This is a genomic window from Spirosoma profusum (genome assembly GCF_014699005.1).
Taxonomy (GTDB): Bacteria; Bacteroidota; Bacteroidia; order Cytophagales; family Spirosomataceae; genus Spirosoma; species Spirosoma profusum.
The window spans coordinates 139926-165472 of sequence record NZ_JACWZY010000019.1 but is presented as its reverse complement, the minus strand read 5'-3'; the positions used below and the strand labels follow the sequence as shown (position 1 = coordinate 165472).

General features: G+C 50.1%; 16 protein-coding genes. 8 read left to right on the top strand and 8 right to left on the bottom strand.

Annotation, left to right across the window (positions count from 1 at the left end; translation table 11 throughout):
- From IC229_RS21120 to IC229_RS21100, 5 genes are all read right to left on the bottom strand, one after another.
- Nucleotides 1–1305, bottom strand: a 1305-nt coding sequence (locus tag IC229_RS21120) for an Ig-like domain-containing protein (protein ID WP_223834110.1), incomplete at its 3' end; no start/stop codon positions are given.
- 404 nt (nt 1306–1709) lie between these two features.
- Nucleotides 1710–5579: a beta strand repeat-containing protein gene (locus IC229_RS21115; protein ID WP_190889000.1), complete on the bottom strand. Its 3870-nt coding sequence runs from the start codon at nt 5577–5579 to the stop codon at nt 1710–1712.
- Between the two features lie 411 nt (nt 5580–5990).
- Nucleotides 5991–6950 carry a D-2-hydroxyacid dehydrogenase gene (locus tag IC229_RS21110; RefSeq protein WP_190888999.1) on the bottom strand — a complete coding sequence of 320 codons (960 nt, stop codon included), beginning with the start codon at nt 6948–6950 and terminating at the stop codon, nt 5991–5993.
- 61 nt (nt 6951–7011) lie between these two features.
- Nucleotides 7012–8781 carry an L-lactate permease gene (locus tag IC229_RS21105; RefSeq protein ID WP_223834109.1) on the bottom strand — a complete coding sequence of 590 codons (1770 nt, stop codon included), beginning with the start codon at nt 8779–8781 and terminating at the stop codon, nt 7012–7014.
- Between the two features lie 165 nt (nt 8782–8946).
- Nucleotides 8947–11127, bottom strand: a complete 2181-nt coding sequence (locus IC229_RS21100) for an alpha-amylase family protein (RefSeq protein WP_190888998.1) — start codon at nt 11125–11127, stop codon at nt 8947–8949.
- A 254-nt stretch (nt 11128–11381) separates the two neighbouring features.
- Between IC229_RS21100 and IC229_RS21095 the strand changes: the two genes are divergently transcribed.
- The 6 genes from IC229_RS21095 (at nt 11382) to IC229_RS21070 (ending at nt 19422) form a co-directional block, all read left to right on the top strand.
- Nucleotides 11382–13259 (top strand): heparinase II/III domain-containing protein, encoded by a 1878-nt coding sequence (locus IC229_RS21095; protein WP_190888997.1) that lies wholly within the window; start codon nt 11382–11384, stop codon nt 13257–13259.
- Nucleotides 13260–13345: 86 nt separating this feature from the next.
- The gene (locus tag IC229_RS21090) at nt 13346–14251 is read left to right on the top strand and encodes a cation diffusion facilitator family transporter (RefSeq protein ID WP_190888996.1); all 906 of its coding nucleotides are present in this window, start codon (nt 13346–13348) and stop codon (nt 14249–14251) included.
- A gap of 136 nt (nt 14252–14387) precedes the next feature.
- Nucleotides 14388–15308 (top strand): AraC family transcriptional regulator, encoded by a 921-nt coding sequence (locus IC229_RS21085; protein WP_190888995.1) that lies wholly within the window; start codon nt 14388–14390, stop codon nt 15306–15308.
- Between the two features lie 187 nt (nt 15309–15495).
- Nucleotides 15496–17091, top strand: a complete 1596-nt coding sequence (locus tag IC229_RS21080; protein WP_190888994.1) for a sodium:solute symporter — start codon at nt 15496–15498, stop codon at nt 17089–17091.
- A 39-nt stretch (nt 17092–17130) separates the two neighbouring features.
- Entirely contained in the window at nt 17131–18087 is a 957-nt protein-coding gene (locus IC229_RS21075) for a dihydrodipicolinate synthase family protein (RefSeq protein ID WP_190888993.1), read from the top strand.
- Nucleotides 18088–18234: 147 nt separating this feature from the next.
- On the top strand, nt 18235–19422 hold the full coding sequence (locus IC229_RS21070) for a sialidase family protein (protein WP_223834108.1): 1188 nt from the start codon (nt 18235–18237) through the stop codon (nt 19420–19422).
- Nucleotides 19423–19428: 6 nt separating this feature from the next.
- Here the strand turns inward: IC229_RS21070 and IC229_RS21065 are convergent, their stop codons facing one another.
- The 3 genes from IC229_RS21065 to IC229_RS21055 all read right to left on the bottom strand — a co-directional run bounded on the left by IC229_RS21065 (nt 19429) and on the right by IC229_RS21055 (nt 25005).
- Entirely contained in the window at nt 19429–19776 is a 348-nt protein-coding gene (locus IC229_RS21065) for a nuclear transport factor 2 family protein (protein WP_190888992.1), read from the bottom strand.
- A 191-nt stretch (nt 19777–19967) separates the two neighbouring features.
- On the bottom strand, nt 19968–22256 hold the full coding sequence (locus tag IC229_RS21060; RefSeq protein ID WP_190888991.1) for an FAD-dependent oxidoreductase: 2289 nt from the start codon (nt 22254–22256) through the stop codon (nt 19968–19970).
- Nucleotides 22231–25005, bottom strand: coding sequence for a sugar-binding domain-containing protein (locus tag IC229_RS21055; RefSeq protein ID WP_190888990.1), 2775 nt, complete (start codon nt 25003–25005; stop codon nt 22231–22233). Before IC229_RS21055 ends, IC229_RS21060 begins: the two co-directional genes overlap by 26 nt.
- Nucleotides 25006–25064: 59 nt before the next feature.
- Here IC229_RS21055 and IC229_RS21050 point away from each other — a divergent pair, with 59 nt between their 5' ends.
- Entirely contained in the window at nt 25065–25292 is a 228-nt protein-coding gene (locus IC229_RS21050; protein WP_190888989.1) for a hypothetical protein, read from the top strand.
- Nucleotides 25293–25294: 2 nt separating this feature from the next.
- Nucleotides 25295–25513, top strand: a complete 219-nt coding sequence (locus IC229_RS35370) for a PIN domain-containing protein (protein ID WP_223834107.1) — start codon at nt 25295–25297, stop codon at nt 25511–25513.
- Nucleotides 25514–25547 lie beyond the last annotated feature (34 nt).

Genomic DNA, 25547 nt, shown 5'->3' with positions numbered 1-25547 from the left:
ACCAAAGGCATTACCCGTTAGCGAGACCACACTGCTGGTACCAATGGCTAATCCCCGCAAGAGATTATTCTGGCCCAACTGCACCACACTGCTGGCGGTGTTGTTTAAAATAGGAGCCGCTCCGCCCGTGCTGGGTAAAGCCGCGCTTCCTGGCGCAGGGGTGATGCCTGCTACTGTGCTCAGACTGGCGGTAGCACCCTGCCCAATCAACTTCTGGTCGTTCAACAGCATCAACGGCGTAGTTGTGCTGGCGTAGGTGCCTGAGTAGACAAAGATGTTATCCCCCGCTGCTGGATTATTTCCCGAGCCGTTATTAGCGGCCTGGAAGGCGTTGAGCGAGTTGAAAGGTTTGGCTAACGTACCGGTCCCCCCCGCTCCGGCGGCACTGTTGACAAACCAGATCATGTCCTGAATCGTCAACGTAACCACCGCCGAAGAAGGCAGATTCAAGCCATTGTTGGCCGTGTAAGTGAAACTATCCGTACCGGTGTAACCCGCCGGTGGCTCATAGACGAATGTACCATTGGCCGAGACGGTCACCGTCCCATTCTGAACCGTGGTGATGGCTACGCCTACATTAGCCGTGCCCGACCCCCCTCGCACGGTGGTCACCACTCGCTGATCACCCGTGTCGTTGCCCAAAAGCCCGGTAGCGGTGCTGGACTGGGTATTCGTTACGTTGCCGGTGATGGTGTAGGCATTAGGCAGGGCCGTCACGGGGGTACCCACCCCGATGGTGACCGTGGCTGCATCGTTGGGTAACGTAGTAGTGGTAGTGGCTGTGTAGCCAAACCGGTCATAGCCCACAAAACTGCCAGTGGGCGTATAGCTAAACGTACCATCGGTATTGACCACTACGTTGCCTCCCTGATCGGTGGGGGAGGAGTTGGAGCCGTTGGCCACTACGTTAGCCGGGGCGGCCGAGGGACCGAAAGCAGAGACGGTTTTGGTGGGCAGTCCAAAGTCGTTGGTCAGTACGGAGGTAGCGGAGAGGGTGCCTGAGATCAGCGTCGTGTAGGCATCGGGCCGGGCCAGAGCGGAAGTTCTCAGACTGCCGGTGACCAACGTAGTGTTGGTGGGGGCGGGCATGGTGAGGTTTACCCCAGCAGCCGAACCGGAGCCGGTGTTGGAGATGACGGCGGTGTAGGAGAGTTGATCGCCGGGGTTTACCTGTCCGTTGCTGTTGGCATCGCCGGTCAAGGAGACTGACAGCGTACCCGAGACGACGGGTGTCTGGGCGTGAGCTGCGGGAAGCATCAACAGTAAACAAGCAAGCCAGAAGAGAACAGGTAGCAGTTTAGTCATAAAAAAAGCGATCTAATGTCACGTAACGATGGCTTATTGACAATCGACTTAATATGCATGGGCTTCCAGATACAATCTATTTCGGAAGGGGTTTCTGGCGGTGCCGATAGGTTGTCAAGGTAACCAAAGCTATAGAAATATTGCATATTGTTCAATGAATATTTATTAAACGTTGGTATTAGTATACTAAATTGATGCTTTTTAAAACTCATTCGTGTTTTACCAAAGACGAAGTCGCCAATGATTCTTGTTATAAACTGAGTCGATGCCTCATCGCCAGTAAGCAGGATGAAAAAAGTCGGTTTATGTCCTGGATTCGGTTTGGTACGCATAATTTGTACTAAACAGTATTTTGTAAATGGTTCTACAGGCACTCAGCAGAGCATCATCTGCACAACCGGGAGCTACGGTAAAGGATTTGTGGGTATAAGGGGAACCCCAGCACTTGGTGCCGTGGCTGTACCGGTTAGGCTGACGTTAACGTTGGCTGCCGTTACAGTCGGCGTATTCCCATTCGTGTTCCAGGTAGCAACGGCATCATCGTCAATGCCGGTTCCGCCGTCGAGAAAGCCTTGTAGAAACATCAGCGGATTGCTAGTGCCATCCAGATCAGAGACACGCAGCCGCAGAATATTGGTTGGACCTCCGGGAGCAATATCATTGTTAAGAATGTGCGCGTAAACCTGACTGGTTTCGCTAGCCGCTGACGACCCGGCCGTGATATTAATGTTGGCAAGAGCTGTAGGATCGGCATGAAGCGTGTTGTTATTAAGTGTAATATCGAGTCGGGAGGCCTGGATGCGTGCCTGAACATCTATGGGCGTACTGTTGTTTCCGGTACCCATCGTGATTGTATTGCTGCTGACTTCCACGATGGCATGAGCTGTATTCTCCTGCGGCAGAACCCGCACACCGCTACCCCCCGCACCCATTCCGTTAGCTATGATATTCGGATTGTTGTTAATTCGGCCCATCACATCTGCATCAACGAAAGCGGTTATGTTAACCGCTGAACCACCCCGGCTTTGAATCTTTGGATTGCCAATGATATTGAAATAAACCTGACTGGTTTGATCGCCGTTTATGTCAATACCAGCGCCTATATCATTCTCGCAGTCGATAGTAGTATTCGTGATATCGACGTTAAGTATGCAATCACTGCTGGCAAACGTCTGAATGCCCTGTGTTCTGAGTCGCAGAAATGAACTGTTCTTAATTTTAATAGTACTCACCGGACTTCCGGCTGCACTGCTGAAACTCCGGAATTGAAAACCACCCTCACCGTTGCCGTTCGTCGGGCCTCCTGATGAAGTAGTCTGCGTGTCGCGGAAGGTAGAGCCGTCAATCGTCAGGGTTAAATTCTTGTCGCGGTTGAAGACATCGACCGTATTTGTTTCTGAAAAAGAAAGGGTTGAATTAGTGATAAAACATGTTCCGGAGAGGTTAGCCATCCGAATTGCGTCTTCAAAGTTTCCGCCACCTGCAACATACACGCCGTCGCCGGCATTGGTAATGGTGCTGCCAGTCAGCGTAAAATTACTGACATTCACGCCGGTGATTCCCATTTGTGCAGTTGTGCCACTTATATCGATATTGTTCAGATTGATTCCGGACACGCTGGATAGATAAATGACTCCATTTGCTGCCGATGCACTTGGAAATGAAGGTACTTCGGATTCGGAACCCATATCGTTAATTGGCGCGGCTGCATCCTGGGTATTGGCGTTTATAAACGTAATGTTTTTGAGCGTTACGTTTTGGGAGTTGATGAGTTGAACACCACGTTGGGCGATGTTCTGAATCGTCCCTCCCGAACCATCTGTACTACCCGAACCAGTTACAGCAAAACTTCCGGTCGTTGTATTTAAATCAATTCCGATTGATGCTCCATTGCTGGCTACACTCCGCAGAATTATTCCAAGTACCGTATTGTCAATATCTATGGCGGTCTGATTCCCCGAGTTGATTGTGCCGTCAGTGGTATTAACCGTTCCCGCATTACTGGCGAAAATGCCGGTGCCGCCACCATTTCTGGCTACGTCTACATCACCTAAGTTTTTGGTTCCAGTACTGCTGCTGATATTCACGGCTGTGCCCGTCCCACCTGTCACATTGATACTACTGAAGTTGATACCGCTTACCCCTGCGTTTGTACTGCCGATGTTGAGTGCATTCCCATTTCCAACTTTAATGATGGTATTACCTGTACCCGTTACGTTCACTGTGCCGCCACCCGTTGCGTTGAAACCCGTACCAGTGCTGGTGGCGATGGCTAAGTTATTGCCCCCGAACGTAACACTACTGCCCGTGTTGCTGGTTAAATTAATGGCCGTCGTAGTGCTGGTGCTGGCCGTGATAGCGCCGTTAAAGCTGGTTGTGCCTCCGGTCTTGCCCGTGATGTATACAGCTGTGGTGGCGTTATTGGTCTTGATAAGGCTGCCGTTATACGTAACGGTCGGCGTGCTGGTATCCTCCCGATAGGTAATACCTGATGGGTTGGTGATGCTGGTATTACTGCCAAAGCTAAACGTACCGCTCGACCCATTCGTGATGTCGATGCCCGCATCGCCCCCGTTCAACGTAGTGGTTCCGTTGAAGTTATACGTTCCATCGGCATTGTTGAAATTCAACCCGCTACCATTAGTAGCATTGAGCGTACCGGTCTGGAAGGTGATCATACCCGAATGACCAGCCTGCACATCAACCATTTGACTATTGTTAGCTTGATTTAGGCTACCATTGTAGGTTATGTTCACGGTGCCTCCGAATATACTGAATGAGATGCCACTGGCCCCACTCCATAGGCCTCCGTTGATGCTCAAACTGCCGTTTACATTGCTAAAAGCAATATTGTTGTTACCTGCTGTGGACGTGATGGAGTCAAAACTACCTATCACCGTGCCATTCGTGAGGTATAAGCCCGGACCGGCATTATTAATGGTCGTTTCGCTCACTGTCAGGGTGTTGAAGTTAACACCCGAAATGGCAGCGGAGGTAGTTGCGCCACCAACAGTTATACCCCGCAACAGGTTATTCTGGGCCAGCCCTATTACATGGCTCCCTCCCACGTTGTTGATAATTTGCGGTGCCGTTCCACCTGTGCTGGGTAAAGCTGCACTGCCCGGTGCGGGCGTGATGCCCGCAATGCTGGCCAGGCTGGCAGAAGCACCTGCGCCTATGAGTTTCTGATTGTTCAATAGATCCAGCGTGACCGTATAACTACCCGAATATAGGAAGATGTTATCTCCCGGATCACCGTTCGTGGTGCCTCCTGCACCAATGTTAATGGTCTTGAACGAAACCAGATTGTTGAAAGGCTTAGCCAGCGTCCCCGTCCCGTTCGTTGCTGCCCCTGCGTCGACAAACCAGATCATGTTCTGAATCGTCAAGGTAACCACCGCCGAGGAAGGTAGATTCAGGCCATTGTTGGCCGTGTAGGTGAAACTGTCACTGCCCGTGTAACCCGCTAATGGCTCATACACGAACGTACCATTGGCCGATACGATCACCGTCCCATTCTGAGCCGTGGTGATGGCTACGCCTACATTAGCCGTGCCCGACCCCCCTCGCACGGTGGTCACCACTCGCTGATCACCCGTGTCGTTGCCCAAAAGCCCGGTAGCGGTGCTGGACTGGGTATTCGTTACGTTGCCGGTGATGGTGTAGGCATTAGGCAGGGCCGTCACGGGGGTACCCACCCCGATGGTGACCGTGGCTGCATCGTTGGGTAACGTAGTAGTGGTAGTGGCTGTGTAGCCAAACCGGTCATAGCCCACAAAACTGCCAGTGGGCGTATAGCTAAACGTACCATCGGTATTAACCACTACGTTGCCTCCCTGATCGGTGGGGGAGGAGTTGGAACCATTGGCTACTACGTTAGCCGGGCTGACCGAGGGCCCGAATGCGGAAACGGTTTTGGTGGGCAGTCCAAAGTCGTTGGTCAGTACGGAGGTAGCGGAGAGGGTGCCTGAGATCAGCGTCGTGTAGGCATCGGGCCGGGCCAGAGCGGAAGTTCTCAGACTGCCGGTGACCAACGTAGTGTTGGTGGGGGCGGGCATGGTGAGGTTTACCCCAGCAGCCGAACCGGAGCCGGAGTTGGAGATGACGGCGGTGTAGGAGAGCTGATCGCCGGGGTTTACCTGTCCGTTGCTGTTGGCATCGCCGGTCAAGGAGACTGACAGCGTACCCGAGACGACGGGTGTTTGCGCCTGAGCAGTGCGGGTTAGTACCCCCAGAAAAATGAGCCAGCAAAGTACCAGTAGAGATTTCCGCATAAGCAAAAAAGAGGAAAAGTGTTATAAACAATGATCTGACCGTTGGTTGAGGCCACCAACCGATCAGAAGCATTCGTAGTAGTTAATCTCAGGTGAGATGGGATAGATGAGGGACGTAAAGATTGCTATAATTTTAAGAACATTTTATGATTAAAAATAAATAATTTATTAAGTATACGTTACGGTTCTGTTAATTTGATATATTAATAAATCATAAGATTTGTTACTATTGATAGATTTTAATATCTTCTTAGTTGAATTTACGCATAAACTGGATGCACTTGATGTCAAAATACTAATACCAATTCAGAATAGCTTTTGCCTAAAACCAACATTGAATTAGTATAACAGCTTTATTTTAAGGAAAAACGAGGAGGAATAAACAGACTCTACGTTATCGCACCAGCCATTTTACGGATTCACTACGTTAATTGGATTGCCTTCCAGAAAGGCTTTCAGGTTGTCGACGGCTATCGCCATGAGTCGGCTTCGGGCTTCTTTCGTGCCCCAGGCTATGTGAGGAGTAATCAGGCAGTTTTTGGCAGAAAACAGCGGATTATTGGCTGGGGGCGGCTCAACGGATAATACGTCAATGGCAGCTCCGGCAATGACACCTTTATTCAGGGCGTCGGCTAAATCCTGATCAACAATGATGGGGCCGCGCGCCGTATTGAGTAGAAAGGCCGAGGGCTTCATCAGGGCCAGATTTTCTTTGTTGATAAGGCCCTGCGTTTCGGGTAATAGAGGAGCATGAATACTTACTACGTCCGATTGTGCCAACAGTTCAGGAATGTCGGCCCACTGAAAATTTTTCCGATGCGACTGGTCGGTACGTTGCCGTTTCGACCCGATGATGTTCATGCCAAAGGCAGTTGCTACGTTGGCCACTTGTTCACCAATGCTGCCAAAACCGATGATACCCATCGTTTTCCCCGCCAATTCAATCAGCGGATAATTCCAGTAACACCAATCCGCCGAGCGGCTCCACTGCCCCTCTTTAACCGAATCGCTGTGGCGCTGTACATGCTGGGTTAACTCCAATAGCAGCGCAAACGTAAACTGCACTACCGACGACGTACCATAGCCCGGTACGTTGCAAACAACGATTCCTTTCTGCTTCGCTACGTCGGTATTCACTACGTTGTAGCCCGTCGCCAGCACACCAATGAATTTTAAATTAGGTAACTTTTCTAAAACAGCTTCGCCAAGTGGCGCTTTGTTCGTGAAAAGAATTTCTGTGTCGGTAGCTCGTTCAAGCAGTTCGTCGGGCGATGTACGGTCATATACAGTCAGGTCACCGAGTTTTTCTAATCCGTCCCAGGACAAATCGCCGGGATTTAACGTGTAGCCATCTAATACGACAATCTTCATGTTGCACTAATTTCGTTTCAGGGTGTATTTAATTTCTAACTGGTTTTATTGGTTCATAAAATCAATTCGTGTAACCAGCAGTTGGTTGCTTTTTACGAGAATTTATCAGGATGAACGACGCTATCGCAACCAGTAAAATACCCAGCAAAAGTAAGTAGGTGTAACCTTTCGATACGTCGGGGGACGTAGTGGTTTTTGTCGAACTGAGCATTTCATAAGTCGGAATTACCCAACTCACTACGTAGGCTTGTCCCAACGTAATGAGGCAGATGAACGCCAGCATGATGAAGCTGTGTTTCACCGTGAACCGGAACAACTCCGACTCCCGCCCGACTAAATCGCCAGCCGCAGCCGCCACTGCAATCGACTGGGGAGAAATCATTTTACCCACAACACCCCCCGATACGTTGGCGGCTACCGTTACCACCGGATCGACACCGATGGATTGTGCCGTGGCATACTGAAGCTTACTGAACAGGGCATTGGCTGACGTGTCGGAACCCGTAATGAAAACGCCCAGCCAACCCAGCACCGGCGCAAAAAACGGGAATAGTACACCCGTATTGGCGAGCGCGTCGGCCAGCGTCAACGTAATGCCGGAATCATTGACGATATAGGCAAAACCCAACACAGCGGCTACGGTTAAAATCGGGAAACGTAGCTGACGTAACGTAGCACCGAAAATACGAAGTCCCTCGCCAAACGTAAGGCCAACCAGTGGAATAGAAAGTAGAGAAGCTATAAGGATGGCAGTTCCAGCGGCCGATAGATAATTGAACTTAAAGATCTTAGCCAGCAACGTACCGTCCTGTCCCTGAATGGCATTGTGCAGCCCCGGAAATTCAAACTGAATCAGGCCATTCGCATTGAGCACATCTTTGATAGACTGCAATCCCCAGAAAATGACCATAATCGTCAGAATCAGAAAGGGCGACCAGGCACGTAGCATCTGGTGATTGGTGTAACGTATCGTTGTGTCGAAAGTAGGGGCTGGTTCGTTGCTGAATCGCCAGACGGTGCGGGGTTTCCAGAAACGAAGAAAGATCATCAGAGCAATAATAGAACCTAATCCGGCAATGACATCGGGTAGGGAAGGGCCCAGGAAATTGGAGGAAACGTACTGAAGGAAGGCAAACGTAACGCCACATACCAGCACGGCGGGCATCACTTCCCGCGCCTTCTGGAACCCGGCGATAATAGTTACCAGATAAAACGGCAGCACAATCGACAGAATCGGCAGTGTTCGGCCAACCATCTGAGAAATAGGTAATTCGGGAATGCCTGATACCTGTGAAGCTACAGTAATGGGGATACCGATGGAGCCAAAAGCTACCGGAGCCGTGTTGGCAATCAGACAAATTCCGGACGCATACAACGGATTGAAACCCAACCCGACCAGCATGGCTGCTGTGATGGCAACCGGTGCGCCAAAACCGGCCGTTCCTTCCAGAAAAGCACCGAACGAGAAGGCAATTAGCAGCGCCTGTAGCCGCCGGTCGGACGTAATGGACGCCATAAAATGCTTGATGATTTCGAACTGACCACTTTTTACCGTCAGGTTGAAAAGAAACACAGCCGTCACGACCAGCCAGCAGATCGGAAACAAGCCATACATAGCTCCATGAGTCACTGATAACAGGGCCAGTTTAATGGGCATTCCGTACACGGCAATGGCAATAATCATGGCAATGCCTATCGCTATCAGACTAGCCTGATACCCTTTCATTCGACGGATAATGAGCGCCCAGAAAATGAACAGAATCGGTACCAACGCTACCAGAACCGATAACGTAATGCTGTTGAACGGGTCAATTACTTGTTTCCAGACCATGATTTTTGGCGTAAAAATTACGGGTTTTAGTATCAGCTATTTGGTCTAATAAATTGGCGTTTTTGTCATGTTGAGGAACGAAGCATCTTAACGTTTCTTTACAAGCGAGTGATAATACGTTAAGATGCTTCGTTCCTCAGCATGACAAAGGCATGTGTGCAATCGTTACGCTAAATCCAGTGCTACGATTTCGTGGTCCAGAATTTTAGGAACGACGACGGTTATTCGGTTGCCGTTACGTTCGAATTTTGGTTTTTGCCCGCTCATGAGCAGGCTGACACCCGTTACGTTGGCACCCGTTGGGACCTGAACAGAAACCCCCGCTTCGACCGGAATCAACTCGCGGAATGGCCCTTTCATCATCATCGGGTTCGTGAGATTTACTAAGTGAACGGTCATGGATTTGTCTTGACGCCAGACTGTTACGTCGATAACGCCCGGCCCTGTAACGGAAGCGACAGGCTCTTCATCGAGTGCCCAGTTTACTACGTTGCTCAATAATTGACCATGATCGACGCTGAGTAATTGCCAGAACGACCGGTCCAGGTCGCCCGGAATGTAGGCCACCCGCCCTTTGCCAACCTGACGCAAATACAACTCCCGCGTGTCGGTTTGGGCAACGCGCGGATAAACGTCCTCCATCGGCAAATCGGGGTAGGTTGGAATCAACGTAACGGGGCTGGGGAACGTAGCGGTTGGCGTTACGTTGACCTTATAAATCGCGTTGATGATACGTGGCGTATCGCCTAAGCCTCTCAAAATCAACTGCGTCTGACTATCGGGATTGGGCTGAAGCCGCAGGTAGCTGTTGCGCATGGGGCCTTCCACTTTCTGGCTGTACAATACCCCGAATAAGCCCGCCAGCCCAAAATCGCTACGTTGCTTGCCTTCTTCGTCGTAGAGCGAGGTTTCGAACGTAGCAACCAGACTCCCTCCACGTTCAACAAAAGCTTGTAATTGTTTGCATTGAGCGTCGGAAAGGGCTGCGATGTTGGGGAGGATGAGCAATTTGAACCGCTTCAGATCGTCGGGCGTCAAAAGTCGGTCGTTCACCATGTCGAACGGAACCCGATTTTCGACCAGATTGTGGTAGAAGCCATCCAGATGGTCGCCACTTTTCTGCTGCCAGGGCTTGCCGCCGTAGTTTCGTTCGGTTTGTTCCGAATAGACCAGCCCCACTCGCGCCATCGGAGCCGTGTTACGTAGGTATTTCTCGTTCTTGTGATAACCTTCGTACAACGTAGCAACCGATTCCATCCATCGCTTGTCGAAAATGTCACCACCGAATTTTACGAAACAGGGGCGCATGCCGTTGGCCGTTCCTTCGGCCACCCAAATCCGGATTTCGGCGTCGCTCTGGACAGAATCTTTCCAGCGAAATTCTTCTTCAATGCCCACACTGAAAATGCCAATCAGGGGTTTTAGTCCCAATGTAGAGCGTAGTTCTTTTGCCCCTTTCCCATTCGACCAGGGTGGAATCAGTCCCCGGCGAGCCTGCTGGTCGGCGAAGAACAGGTCGGCTTCGCGGCCTGTCATGATTTTATCGGGAAAACCGTTGGGAATGAACCGGGATGTGGGCTTTTGCTTCCGAATGCCGGAGTCCCAGAGCGCCCACACTTCCCGCAGTCGCTTCATGCGCCACTCTGCCCACTTGCGATACGTTGGGTCGAGTTTATCGGCTTTCGGAGGAATGTCCAGAGCGGCGTAAGTCTTGAAATTACGTTTGCAATGTTCGCAGTAACAAATATCGTGACCCGCCCAGCGATTCGAGAAAATACCTTCGGGCCCAAATCGCTCCATGATTTCCGCATTTATCTGCGGCATGAACTCAAAATTATACGGCCCCAACGCACAGGTAACCCACAAGTCGGGATTGGCCCAGTGACGGCGTTTCTGCCCATCGGCGGTCACGGCAATCCAGTCGGGGTGAGCGTCGTATACATTTTGTCGGGCTGCGTGAGGGTCAGTACGTAGCATGACTTTCATGCTTTGTTTCCGGCAACCTTCGACCAGATATCCCAACGTATCAGAATTACCCATAAAATCGCTGCGGTGGTGCAGCGGAATCTTTGTTGGGTAAAACGCTACAATGCCGCCCGCACTCAACAGCGCCCCATCGGCGTGGATACGTTTAAAGTAGTTTAGCCAGAAATCGGGATCATAATGGCCGGGGTCGCGTTCCACAAAAGCAAGCTGCGCCCAGCGCATGGGACCATCGAGCCAATACGTATCGGTGGGTGCTACGTTGGTTGACGAGATCGAAGAATTAGCTAGAACAGACATACCTGATAAGGCGTAAGCACCGCTAATTAGTCCACTGGTTTTTATAAAGTCTCGTCGTTCCATACGGCCTGAATTGCGTTACGCTGGGGGAAGAAAAAGATTGGGTCAGCTACGACTTTTTCTAAAAGACAACTAGGTCAAATTAATACCCCGTCGGCTTTTGCACGTAGCGAAAGATGGCTTTGGTTATAAGCTTTTTTGTCATGCTTCGTGTCTCAGCATGACAAAACCACTCACTCAAACGTTTGAACAAGTTCGTTGTCAAGTAAATCACTACGTTCTGGTACTTTCTTCATGCACAATTACTTCCGTTCGTTATGCGTTTTTTTCTCCGTATTACGCTCCTGCTCTTTTTAGCGTTTACTAGTTTTCTCGCTAATGCCCAGGTCGATCATCTGGCTAACGTTACGTCTGTTCGGGGGCATCCACGACTGTTGCTGGCTGCCGGTCAGGAGAAAGTGATTTCCCGGAAAATTGCGAATGATCCGCTGATCAAAAAACTCCATGAAGCGATTCTGGGTGAAAGTAGTAAGATAGTCCAGATTGCCCCGCTGGAACGTATCAAAACAGGCCGGAGGTTGTTGAGTGTCTCGCGGGAAGCCTTGCGGAGGCTGTTTTTTCTGGCGTATGCGTATCGGATGAGTGGCGATGAAAAATACCTCAAACGCGCCGAGCAGGAAATGCTGGCCATCTCGGCATTCAGTGACTGGAATCCATCGCACTTTCTGGACGTAGGTGAAATGACGATGGCCCTGGCGATTGGTTACGACTGGCTGTACGACAAACTGCCTGAATCGTCACGTAGCACAATCCGGGCAGCCATTCGGCAGAAAGGAATCGATGCGTCGCTGATGTCGGAGCATAACAGCTGGCTCAAAAGCTCGAATAACTGGAATCAGGTTTGTAATGCGGGCATGGTCTACGGCTCCATTGCGACCTACGAAGACGACCCTGCGCTGGCGAAACGTATCATCAACCGCGCTCTTGAAACCGTTACGTTGCCTATGGGTGACTACGCACCTGAAGGCGCATACCCGGAAGGGTACAGTTATTGGGGATATGGTACTACGTTTAACGTACTGATGATCAGTGCACTGGAAAACCTATTCGGTACGTCGTTTGGCCTGAAGGAGAAGCCGGGATTTCTGCAAACGCCTTACTATCTGGAAAACATGACTGGCCCTACACGGCTGCCGTTTAATTACTCCGATGCGGGTAGAACTAGTGGTTTGCAGGCGGCTATGTTCTGGTTTGCGCAACGCCTGAAAGACCCGTCGCTGCTGTGGGTTGAGCGCGATAATCTACGGAACGGAAGCATGGAAGGTCATCTGAAAGATAGGGTTTTACCAGCGTTGTTACTTTGGATGGGCGATGCCAATCTGAGCAATATCAACCCGCCGAAAGAAACTGCGTGGACTGGTCAGGGCAAAAGTCCGGTGGCGCTGCTACGTACCTCCTGGACTGATCCCAACGCCATTTTCGTGGGCATTAAAGGTGGCAGCCCGTCGGTTAGTCATGCCCATATGGACGCCGGTTCGTTTGTGATGGAAGCCGACGGAGTGCGCTGGGCTATGGACTTCGGGATGCAGGACTACGAATCGCTGGAATCGAAGAAGGTGGATTTGTGGACTATGAAACAGAACGGACAGCGGTGGGACGTACTGCGGTATAATAATCGGTATCATAACACGTTGACCGTCAATGATAGTTTGCAGCGGGTTAGCGGAAAAGCACCGCTGACGCACGTTTCCAAAAATCCCGATTTCATGAACGCAACCCTTGATCTGAGCGAACTCTATCAGGGCCAACTCGCCACTGCCAATCGGGGTATCGCCATTGTGAACGGTGAATCAGTACTAGTACGCGATGAGGTAGAAGCACCCACTCAACCTGCCGTTGTTCGCTGGACGATGGTTACGCCCGCAACGGTCAACCTCTTAGCACCCAATCGCGCTGAACTGACGAAGGACGGCAAAAAGTTGATCGTGGAGGTAGCTGAACCGGCCACTGTTACGTTAAAAACATGGCCTACTGATCCTGTTCACGAATATGATGCGCCCAATCCCGGCACTACCCGACTGGGTTTTGAGTTGACCATTCCAGCCCAGACAAAAGCGGTTTTCACGGTTCGGTTATTGCCAGAGAAAGCAGTTTTGAAGAAGAGGGAACCCGTAAAGAGTCTGGCACAGTGGTAGATACATTACAAGCTTGATAGCTATTAATCAACGTACTGTCGCTACGTCTCCGCGAACATCTGTTGGTTCTAGTACGTTGCTACTGCATGGCTTCGTCTAAAACCGCTATTTACACCGCTCTGGCGGCCAATTTGGGAATTGCCACCACCAAATTTGTGGCGGCCGCCGTTACCGGAAGCTCGGCCATGCTTTCGGAGGGCATTCACTCGCTGGTCGATACGTTAAATGAAGTGCTGCTATTGTTGGGCATTACGCGTAGTCAGCGCCCGCCCGATCAGAAGCGCCCGTTTGGTTACGGGCGAGAACAATATTTCTGGTCTTACGTAGTGGCCCTGCTCATTTTTGCAGTTGGTGGGGGCGTTTCGTTCTACGAAGGAATTGCTCATATCCAGAACCCGGAAATTATCGAAGACCCGTTCTGGAACTACATCGTTCTCTCGATTGCGCTCGTTCTGGATGGCTATTCCTTGTTGACGGCCTGGCGGGCTTTCAATGCACAGCGGGGCGAAAAAGGCGTCTGGGCGGCTATCAAAGACAGCAAAGATTCGGCGACGTTTACTGTGTTATTTGAAGACATATCGGACGTAATGGGGCTGCTAATCGCGTTTTTGGGCGTATTCCTGAGTCACACACTTCGAAACCCTTATCTCGATGGTGCCGCGTCTATTCTGATTGGATTGCTGCTGGTATCGGTATCTGTCGTGTTGGCGCGCGAAAGCAAAAGCCTGCTGATGGGGGAGGGAGTCGATGAAGAAACGAGCCAGCGGATAATTGCCCTGACCGAATCGGACGTAGCGGTTCTGAAATCGGTTTCTATAGGCACTATCTATTTAGGACCGGAAGAAATTACGCTGGTTCAGGGTGTGGCCTTTCAACCTGAACTGACAACGGAGGCTATTAATCAGGCAATTGTCAGAATTCATAAGTCTATTCAGCAATCGTTTCCTTCCATCAAACGTCCGTTTATACAGCCCGTGGCTCTGGTAGAGTAGGGGATGTACGGATATTTATAGAATTAATGATTGCTTACTAAGGGTTTATCGGGATTTTTGTCATCCTTCCTCCGTCAGGATGACAAAAAGTAGCTACCCATAATTCGTAGTATAAACGCCTAATCAGCCCGAAGCCATGAAATTGCAGTATCATCGGGTGCCTGCCAATACTCAGGATGCCTTCACCGCCCGCCATGACGTAACACGCATTCAAAATCGGGGTTCGATCTGGCATTATCACCCGCAGTTGGAGCTTCACTGCGTGATTCGTGGGGAAGGCGTCCGTTTCATTGGTGATAGCATTGCGAACTTCTCTCCGGGCGAGATCATTCTGTTGGGAGAAAACCTGCCACATAACTGGCAGTGCAACGAAAGTTACTGGCAGGCTGACCCCGATGCTCATTTTGAGGCTATTGTCATACATTTTCTACCGAACTGGCTGGGAGAGAGTTTTCTGCATCTGGCCGAAGCAGTGCCCATCGCCAAACTCTACGAACGAGCCAAACGTGGTCTGTTGATTCGAGGGGAACTAGCCGAGAAAATCCGCCCACTGATGCAGCAAACGGTCGAAGAGGCTCCGCTGAATCGAATTGCTGTACTGTTAACCATCCTCACTCATCTGGCCCAGTCCGACTCGATGGAGACCTTGTCGTCAACCTACGCGTTTCACCAGTCGAATGAGCTGGAAACGGTTCGGTTAAACACGGTGTGTGAGTTTACCTTAGCCAACTACACCCGCGAAATCACCCTGGAGGAAATCTCAGCCATTGCCAACCTGAGTATTACGTCGTTCTGTCGGTATTTTAAGCTGATGACGCGCAAAACGTATAGTCAGTTTTTGATCGAAGTACGTATTAGTTATGCCTGCCGAGCCTTGATCGATAATAAACAGTCGATTGAAGTGGTTTGCTATCAGAACGGATTCAATAATCTGTCTAATTTTTACCGTCAGTTCAAAAAAGTACAGGGCATTTCTCCTTTGGAATACAAAAAGAAATACCTGAATAATGCGGGCCAGTTTGGCTGGCAGACCAGAATCGGTTCAAGGACTGTTTAATCACTGGTTAAACTTGTTAAGCTCGTTGAATGAAAGGATAATCCAGTACAATGATTGTTCGGTAAAAGGCAATTTATTTGTAAAATAATTTAATCGCGCTCACTTTGCGGGTGCATTTTAACAATCAGCTTGTACTATTCTATTGACTAGATTATAGAAAATTTCCCTAACTACCGAATAAATAATTATGAAAACGCTTCCAATTGTTGACCTGTTGGTGATTGTCGGATACCTGGCCGGAATGGTAGGCGTTGGGGTTTATTTTTCCCGGAAAACCAATAATGCCGATCAGTTTACGACCGCATCGGGCAAGATTCCAGGCTGGGCTATCGGTATGTCGATTTACGCTACGTTCCTGAGTAGCAATACGTTTCTGGGTGTACCAGGGAAAGCTTTTGGGTCAAACTGGAATTCCTTTGTTTTCAGTCTATCGATGCCTTTTGCGGCCTGGGTAGCGGCCAAATACTTCGTTCCGTTTTACCGACACACGGGCGAAGTCTCGGCTTACACTCACTTAGAACACCGATTTGGTCCCTGGGCCAGAACCTACGCCGTCGTTTGTTTTCTGCTCACGCAACTGGCGCGAATGGGGTCCATTTTCTTTGGTATTGCACTGAGTTTACAGGCGTTGACCGGCTACCCGATGGCAACCATTATGCTTATCGTGGGAAGTTGCATCATCATTTATACGGTGCTTGGTGGTATGGAAGCCGTAATCTGGACGGAGGTGGTGCAGGGTGTTGTGAAAACCGCTGGGGCTGTCATTATCCTCTGGCTGGTAATTGCTGGTATGCCTGGCGGCATGGGTCGTATTCTGGAGGTTGGTCAGGTCGATCATAAATTCAGCTTAGGCAGTTTCTCTCTTGATTTCACTCAATCGACGTTTTGGGTTGTGCTGCTCTACGGATTTTTCATGAACCTGAACAACTTTGGCATGGATCAGAACTACGTTCAGCGGTACCACACCACTACGTCGGTTAAGGAGGCTACGCGGTCGATCTGGTTGTGCGTGTATCTCTACGTTCCGATTTCGCTGCTCTTCTTTCTTCTGGGATCGTGCCTGTACGCTTATTATCAGGCAAATCCCGACTTGCTGAATGCAGTACGTATGAGTGTGGCTGCCGAGCGGTTACCTGGTGGAAGTCAGTCCGCTATTGCTCAGTTAGCGGCAACGCTTGGCCCCGCCGACATTGGCGATAAAGTGATGCCGCATTTTATGGTCAACAAGGTTCCAGCGGGCTTGGTAGGGCTGATTGTAGCGGCTATTTTGTCGGCGGCCATGAGCACCATCAGTTCGGGTATGAATGCTTCGGCCACCGTGTTTTCGGTTGACATTTACGGTCGGTATATTAACCCAAATCTGACTGATAAACAGTCGCTACGTCTGCTATACATTGCTACGACAACATTCGGTTTGCTCGGCATGATCACGGGCATTGCCATGATCGGTATCAAGAGCGTGCTCGACATCTGGTGGATGTTGTCGGGGATTTTTGCGGGTGGTATGCTTGGCCTGTTCCTGTTAGGGATCATCTCCCGCTCGACACGTAACGCCGAAGCCCTAACCGCTACGTTGATCGGGGTACTGGTTATTGTCTGGATGACCTTTTCAGGTAAGCTATCCGATGATTTTGCCGCGTTACGTAATCCACTGCACCAAAATATGATTATGGTGGTCGGAACCCTAACTATTTTTCTGGTTGGTCTGCTGCTGACCAAGTTACGCACAAACCGGAGCGGGGTTCAATCAACCTCATCATCCGTGCAACGCGAATTCAATTAGTTGATTTTCAGTAAGTAATTCGATACTTCCTCTACTATTATGGCCATGTCCCAAAATACTGCTCATTCACTGCCTCGTGGGTTTATTCCTGTGATGCTCACCCCTTTTCTAGAATCTGGAGCCGTCGATGCATCGGGCCTGGATCACCTCACCGATTTCTACCTGGAATCGGGTGCTGCCGGGTTGTTTGCCAATTGCCTGTCGAGCGAAATGTACGAACTGACCGATGCGGAGCGATTAGCTGTGACCAAACAGGTCGTTGATCGGGCAGGAGGGCGGGTGCCCGTGGTGGCAACCGGTACGTTCGGTGGTTCAATTACGGAGCAGGCCGATTTTGTTAAACGTATATACCAGACCGGCATTCAGGCGGTTATTGTCATCACGAGCCAGTTAGCCAATCCCGACGAAAGTAATACGGTTTTTCTAGACCGTATGCATCAACTCATGCACCTTACGGAAGGGATTCCGTTAGGATTTTATGAATGTCCGGTTCCCTATAAACGACTCATTAACAGTGATATTCTGGCTGACCTTTTACCTTCTGGTCGGCTCATTTACCACAAAGATACCTGTCTGGATGCCGATGAAGTCGCGCGTCGCTTACAGGTAGCTGAAGGCTATGAGTTTGGTCTTTATGATGCGTATATGGTGAACGCCTTTTCGTCGCTGAAGGCTGGTGCTGCTGGGTTGTCGTGCATTCAGGGAAATATTTTTCCGGAATTAATTACCTGGATTTGTGCGAATTTCAATGATCCGGCGCGGCAGAATCAGGTTGGTCGGGCGCAGCAGTTCATAACCGATTGTATGGATTTGGTGCATACGGCCTACCCGATTATTGCCAAGTACAGTCTGCAAAAACGGGGCCTGCCGATTTCGCTCTACACCCGCCGACTGGTTGATCCACTTACGGCAGCCGTGCAAGCAAAGACCGATGTTCTACTGGAAGAGATCGATAAGCTTTATGAAGAGCTTGCGATTAATGTTACGTATGCGTAAGTGATTATTTACAATTTTTACAGAAAAAAAAAGCAGTGATTTTGTCATGCTGACGCAGGAAAGCATCTCAGCGTATCCAAACAAATGGGTAAGGATACGCTGAGATGCTTTTCTGCGTCAGCATGACAAAACACGGCCCAAAAGGTCATGAAACAGCTTATCCACATTTGGCTCTTCAGTTTCGTTACGTTGTCTATTGCCTGGGGTCAACGTTTCCCGAACGTACCGGGTGTCGTCATCGATCACCTACCTAAATCGGCGGGTAACTTTCTCGGCTCGCCCAGCATCGTTATTCTGCCCGATGGAAAATACGTAGCGTCGCATGATATTTTCGGAAAGGGCCCAACGCCACAACATACGCATGTTTTTGAATCAGCAGACAAGGGAAAAAGCTGGCAGAAAATCGCTGAACTGGATAGTCTGTGGTGGGCTACGTTGTTCATGAATAAGGGCGCTTTGTACCTGTTGGGAACCACAAAAGAATACGGCCGAATGAGTATCCGGCGGTCAGCCGATGGGGGACGAAACTGGAGCAGCGTAAACGAAGGTTATTTGAGTACAGATCAGGGTTACCATTGTGCATCGGTGCCGGTTCAGGTGTTCAACGGGCGCGTCTGGAAAGGGATGGAACGTAACGTGCCAACCACTAGCTGGGGTAACTTTCGGAGTTTTGTGGCATCCGCTCCCGTCGATGCCGATCTGCTCAACCCTAAAAGCTGGTCGTTTACCCAGCACCTCGTCTACAACAAAACCGACTGGAAACCAGGGAATGCCTGGCTGGAAGGCAACGTAGTGATGAACCCTAAAGGTGAAATCTGGAATATACTACGTGTCAACAATCTGGAGGACGATCAGGCCGTGACGTACCGGGTCAGCAACGACGGCCAGACAGCGGATTCTACCACCGTCAGGTTCATAAAACTCCCCGGTGCCTGCAAAAAATTCAACATTCGCTTCGACCCAAAAACGAAACTGTACTATACGTTCACAAACTACGCATTGCCCAAACACCGCGTTTTTAAGCGAGAACGCGCCCGAAATTCGCAGGTCATGCTATCGTCGCCCGACCTCGAAAATTGGACTATTCGCGGGATTATCCTCTACAACCCAGATGTCGAAAAACACGGATTTCAGTACGTCGACTGGCAATTCGACGGCAAAGACATTATCGTTGCCTGCCGAACCGCCTTTGACGACGGTATGGGCGGTGCTAATAACCAGCACGATTCCAATTTTCTGACGTTCCATCGCGTCAAAAACTACCGCAAGTACCGCACTCCTGACGAATGGAAGCCGCTTTTGGAAAACATCACTGATTTTGTCGTCCTGAAATAGAGTTTCCTAATCCTTTATTTCAATCGTATAGGACGTTATTTCGGCCAGCTTCCCATTCTCGAAGCGATACCAATCGCAGGAGGCCACGTTTGAGCGCTGCTGTTCGTCATCTTCGTAAGTAGATAAGCTGTCGATCACTACGTCGTTCTCCGTTCCAAGCACTAAAAACTTATCAAACGTAGTGGTGACGGTTTTCAGATAATCCGCTGATTGATCACACGTAGCAATGACATGCTGCTTTCCGTTAATTGTTTGGCTGCCAACCAGATTCCATTGGATTGCATCGGAGAGATAAGGATACGTACTCGCGAAGTCGTGGCGAGAAAAGGCTTCTGCGATTTGTTTAGTGGTCATGTTCATAAGTCGTTGTTGTTATTATGCAGTCAAAAGTAGTCGAATTGATTGACTCCTGATATGTGTGAAAACGACAACATAAGGGGCCGATTGCGACAATCGACCCCTTCCTTTTCGCACTACGTTAATTCTGGTTATCTCGCCGTTAAAATGCCCTGACGAGGTATTTTAAAGAACGTAAGGTTAAAAGCTTAATAACAACGTATCTCTAGTAAACTCACTGGCACCGTTGGCAGAGCAGCCTTCAAGTGAATTGTAAGTGTTTGGGTGTCAACGGGCTCGTCAAATATAATGGTGTTACGTGACTGGTGATTATCCGTACATTGATAAATACGTTCCTGTCGGTCGTTGCAGAGAACGTAGTCGCGGACGCAGAACGGCGATTCGGTTTCGGGATTCCGCATGATTACGTTTTCGAGCGGATGGTCGAAGTCCGTATCGAACGATAAGTCGACGCGACTGATCCGTTGCGGGCTGGGCCAGCTAAGGGTAAGGGTCGGATTCGGATCGGTCAGGTCGGCTACCCAGGCGTTAGGCTGGTTAGTCGGTCGTTGCATACCATTGCGAACGTTTTCAGGTGTAAACAACCGAATCCCCGGCTCGATTTGGAGGGCGATATTATTCCCTTTTGGTCGGCGTTCGGGGCACCAGAACTCGAAGGTTTCTACGCCAATATCCTCCGTTGGTTCCTGCTTGCCATAATTTGATACAGCAGGATTAGTCTTGTTGAATACAGATAGGACGCCCGTTAGTCGTGTCAGGCTATAACGCAGTTGAATATGCTCGTTTTTCAGGAAGCAGATAAATACGTACTGCGCCTGATCGAGGTTGGCATCGAATGGGAGCGATACCGCCTGTTTCCCTTTCTGAACCGGAATCGTAAGGACTTGCAGCGTTACGTCGGGTGTGTGATTATCACGTTTACGGCTTCGACGTAGTTCAACGGTTAACGTAGTGTCCTGCGTGGCTACCACAAAAGCCGTTAGCTCCGGCACCCGACCAGCCGGAAGTGGGAGCATCTGGGCAGCCGAATCGGTAAGTGGTGCCAACGGGCCATTAGCTGGTAATTCGCTCAAAACCAACTCGCTGGATACCGACAACGTAGCAGTGTGCGTCAGGTCGGCTGGATCGTGAAGCGTAACACCCGGCAGATGTTGCCCGATTTTCAGCAACGACTGCTGCAAGCTTGCCATCCGGTTTGGCTCGGTGAGGTCGCGGGGAAGCAGGCCGTTTTGTGTCGGTCCGGCGTTCCGGCACAACGCAGCAGCCATGCCCACAGCCTGACCGCCGTGTGCGCTCGTGCCCATTACCCGCGCGGAGCCAAATGCTACGTGGCTGGCCGAAATGATACGTCCCGCCAAAAACAGATTTGCTACGTTGCGGCTGTAGTAGCAACGGTACGGAATGCCATAGATGCCTTTGCTGTGCCACTGATTGCAGCCCGGTTTTTCGGAAAAAACACCGTCGGCGGGGTGCAGATCGATGCTCCAGCCGCCAAATGCTACCGTATCATTATGTTCTCGTTGTTCGACAACATCCTGTTGGATAAGCATATAATCGCCCTCAAATCGACGGCTTTCCCGTTTGCCGGGAATCGTACCGACCCATTCGAGCGTCATGGTTTCGGCTTCCGGGAAAAGGCCGGAATTTTTGATATGATTCCAGACGCCATACACTACTTTCCAGAGTTCCCACTTGATGGTTTCGGTTTCATGAACGGTATCCAGCCGACCGCCGTACTCGATCCACCAGAGCTGACAGCCGTGTTCCTGCGCGTTGAATTTCTGATAACGCGGAATTTTAGTGATGTCGTCCAGTGCGTAGGCAGGCGGTACGAACCGCACCGGACGGCCTGTGTCTTTAGTATAAAAGTAGAGCGAATGCCCCAACAACTCACCGTATTCGGCACTGGGCGCGAATTTTTCGCCAAACTCCTCCGCCGATTCTGCTCCCATGCGGAAGGCGGCTCCAGCTTGAAAACCAACGATGCCATCGCCCGATGCATCGCAGAATAACGGCGCGTCCAGATCATACATCGTGCTGTTCTGCGAACAAAACGCCCGAATCGACGCTATCCGGTCGCCGTTCATGGAAACATCGAACACAGCCGTGTTTAACAAAAGCGTGATATTCGGCTCCGAAACAACTTTTTCGAGTAGGATCGTATCGAAAATCAGCGGATTACCTTCAGGATTACGGTACCAGTTTTCGACCAGTAGTTCGTCGATTACGCCACCTTCGCGTGCCCAGCGGTTGTTGTTGCCCATGTGCGACGTAGCGCCCAGTACCCACAGCCGCACTTCGGACGATGAGTTCCCACCAAGTACAGGCCTGTCCTGCACGAGTGTGACCCGAATGCCCGCCCGCGCGGCTGTAATGGCACAGCAAACGCCGGATAAGCCTCCTCCGACAACTACCAGGTCGGACGAGAGTGAGTTTGTTTTTGGGGTACGTTTAGGGGTTGCTTCTGCCTTTACCATCAGATTGACTCGTTATCGTGGATGAATAGTCCGATTGGCCCGCATCGTTGAGCGTCGCCAGCCGGAATTGATAGGATTGTTTTGGATCAAGATTATTCAGTAGAATGCGGCCAGTCTGGGCAGTCGGGATGGTTTGCTGCTGCCAAGTGCCCTTTGCAGACTGGTATTCGAGCCGATAACCCGTGGCTTTTCGCACGGGTTCGAAACAAACCAGTGCTGACCCGCCTTGCCGCACTACACCCTGTAAAATCGGCGCTGCTGGACGTTGCCCACCATCGGGCGTAACGCTACGTTCTTCCGACCAATCGCTATCGCTCCAGCTATCGGTAACGCGCTGGAATCGAAAAGAATACGGTTTCCCATTCGTGAGTTCTGAGACGAATAATGTACCGGGCGTAGTTGTCTGTATGGTACGGGCGTTAGTGTAATTTCCAGGCTGGGTTGTTACCTGAACGCGGTACGTATAGTCAGCTTCGGGACTGGCATAACCGATGAAAAAACCGCCATCGGCAGGCTCTACATGCTGAATAATCGGTGGCGCAAACTGCGCTGTATCAACCTTTATCTTACGAATTGCGGACGACTGGGTTTCTCCAGCGTTATTCACAGCTACAAGCGCAACCTGATACGTTTTGCCCAGCGTTAGCTTTGGAATCTCAATGTAATCGTTGATTGTCGTTGGGGTTTCCTGATCTAAGCCCGTTTCCCCGTAACGTACTTTATACGCCGTTGCGGTTGGGTTTTTCTGGTAATGAACACGTATCACACCGCCACCGCTCGTGCCGTTATAATAACCTCTTCCGCCATTGGTATAGGTTGGCTGAACGGGCGTTGGCTTTTGCAGAAACAACGTAGTATCAGCCAGTACGTCACCGGTCGGAGCGAGCAGTTCAACGCTCATGGCAACGGCGTTGTCAGATTGCCAGTTGACCGTGTATGTCTTCGCAGCATCGCCAGGACGAATGTCGGGTAAGGGTAGCAAACCGCCCTGCCCGATTTTGCCGGTTGCGTCAGTACGTTTCCAAAGCAGTTGGTAGCCGTGTAGTGGATAGACTGGTAAGTCAAGAACTCCCCGTGGAGTAACTGTTAACGTAGCGGACGTACCGTTCGTGTTAAGAGTTAATTCACGTAACGGACTGTATTCTTTCCGAATTGATTCGTACGCCCGTTTCTTGTTTCGATATACGTCCACAACACCCCATGCACGGTTTCCCGAACCTTCTTTGGTGCCATTGAACCGACTCCGATAATCGTTGAACGTCCACAACGAGCCTCCAATCAGGTAAGGAATGTTTCGGATGGAATCAACCAGCAGATGGGCATTGAAGTTACCATCGAGGTTTTCGACAAATTGCGTGATGCCGTATTCGGTATAGAAGAGTGTTTTAGCTGGGTGCTTTTCGTGAATAAGGCGGATGTTAGGACTTAAATTCTGGCTGTATCCGTTCACCAGACCCATATCGCTAAAATCGACAACATCGGGTGTAAATCTGCCCGTATGACTCACCGCCGATACGTGACGAGTGCTATCTAACGTACGGGCAAACGGAATCGCTTTTTCCACATAGGGAAGCGACTTGGGGAAATAGCCGATTTCATTTCCCACGCTCCACATAATCACACTCGGATGATTATACTGATTGGTAATCAGACGAGTAAGCCAGTCGCGCGACGTAGCACTGGTCGGATCAGCGAACCGGTCGAATCCCCAAAGCGGAATCTCGGAAATAACTAGCATACCCCGCTCATCGAGGTAATCCATCACTTCTTCGGGCAGACACAAGTGCGACAGTCGCGTCATGGTGCAGCCCACGCCTTTCAGCAGATCGATGTCTTCCTTAATACGCCAGGTAGGCAACGTATTGCCCGTCGTCCGGTCGTCGGGCACCAGATTAAAGCCCATCGGTCGGACAACATCGCCGTTGAGTTTCAGTGTGTACGCTTTATTGTCGATTTCAATCTTACGAAGCCCGAAACGATTGACCTGCTTCTCTACATTGGCCAACGTAGTAGTCGCCGTATACAAAAATGGATCGTCGAAGTGCCAGAGATGCGTTTCTTTGGGTGTGAGCAATGTTTGGACGACGGCAGAAGTTGTGCCGCTAGCTGGTACGCTCACCTTAAATGGCAATGATCGCGTAAAACCATTGGCGGCAGTCAATTGCACCGTTCCCGTTACGTTAGCAACCTGACCCCCATAATTTTGAAGAGAAATCCGAACAGAAACCGTTGCCGATTTTTTGCTTAAATCAACCGAAGGTGTGATGTGTTGCCGAACAATCCGAACCGGCTCCGACACTACTAAAGAAACCGGCCGACGAATACCACCCCAATTCCAGATGGCCCCGCGTGTGAGCGAGTTATCCGCACAAACGACCAACGTATTCGGCCCGTTGGGATTCAGCAGTTTCGTTACGTCGAATTCAAACGGAAGAAAACCGCTATGATTTTCGCCCAATTTCTGCCCGTTGAGCCATACCGCACAATCGTGGTAAACTGCTTCGAAAAGCAGTCGTGCCACTTTATCACCGTTACGTTGAGACGTAGCAAACGAGCGACGATACCAGCCTTTCCCAACGTAGCTGGCATATTCATTTCGTAAATCCCAGTTTCCCGGAACAGGCAGTGAATCCCAATTTGCTACGTTAGCGTTTGCCCGAAACCAACCCCGCTGTTCACCTATATCGTTAGGGTCTGTTCGGAAGGCCCAATTGCCGTTGAGCGATGTATTCTGTGCAAGAACTGTCATCGTCATTGCCAAAAAAATGAAGGCAATTTTAAGTAGATTTGTAAAAAATGAATTACAGGATGGCAACACAAAGCGCTTCCTCATTGAGCAACCTGCAGCGGGAGTTACTGAAACTCTATCCTTACAACGTATCTGACGATCAGCTTCAGGATATTCGGCGGTTGTTAGCTGATTATTTTTCCCAGAAAATTGATAGTGAGCTGAATCAGCTTTGGCAGGAGAAAGGCTGGAGTGAGCAAACCATCGAGAATTGGAAACAGGAACATCTTCGTTCGCCAAAACCCTGATTATGCGCGTTGTTCTTGATATAAATGTTCTCCTCATTTCATTACCAGTTACCTCTCCATATCGCCCAATTTTTGATGCGCTGAAAGCCGGGCAGTTTGAATTAGTTGTCAGTAATGACATTCTGTTCGAATACCACGAAAAATTGGCAGAGAAAACTTCGCCAGCTGTTGCTGATAACGTCATAAAACTGCTTTTATCCCTTGAAAATTGCATACTGTAAACGGTGTATTTTGATTGGGGTTTAATGGAAAATG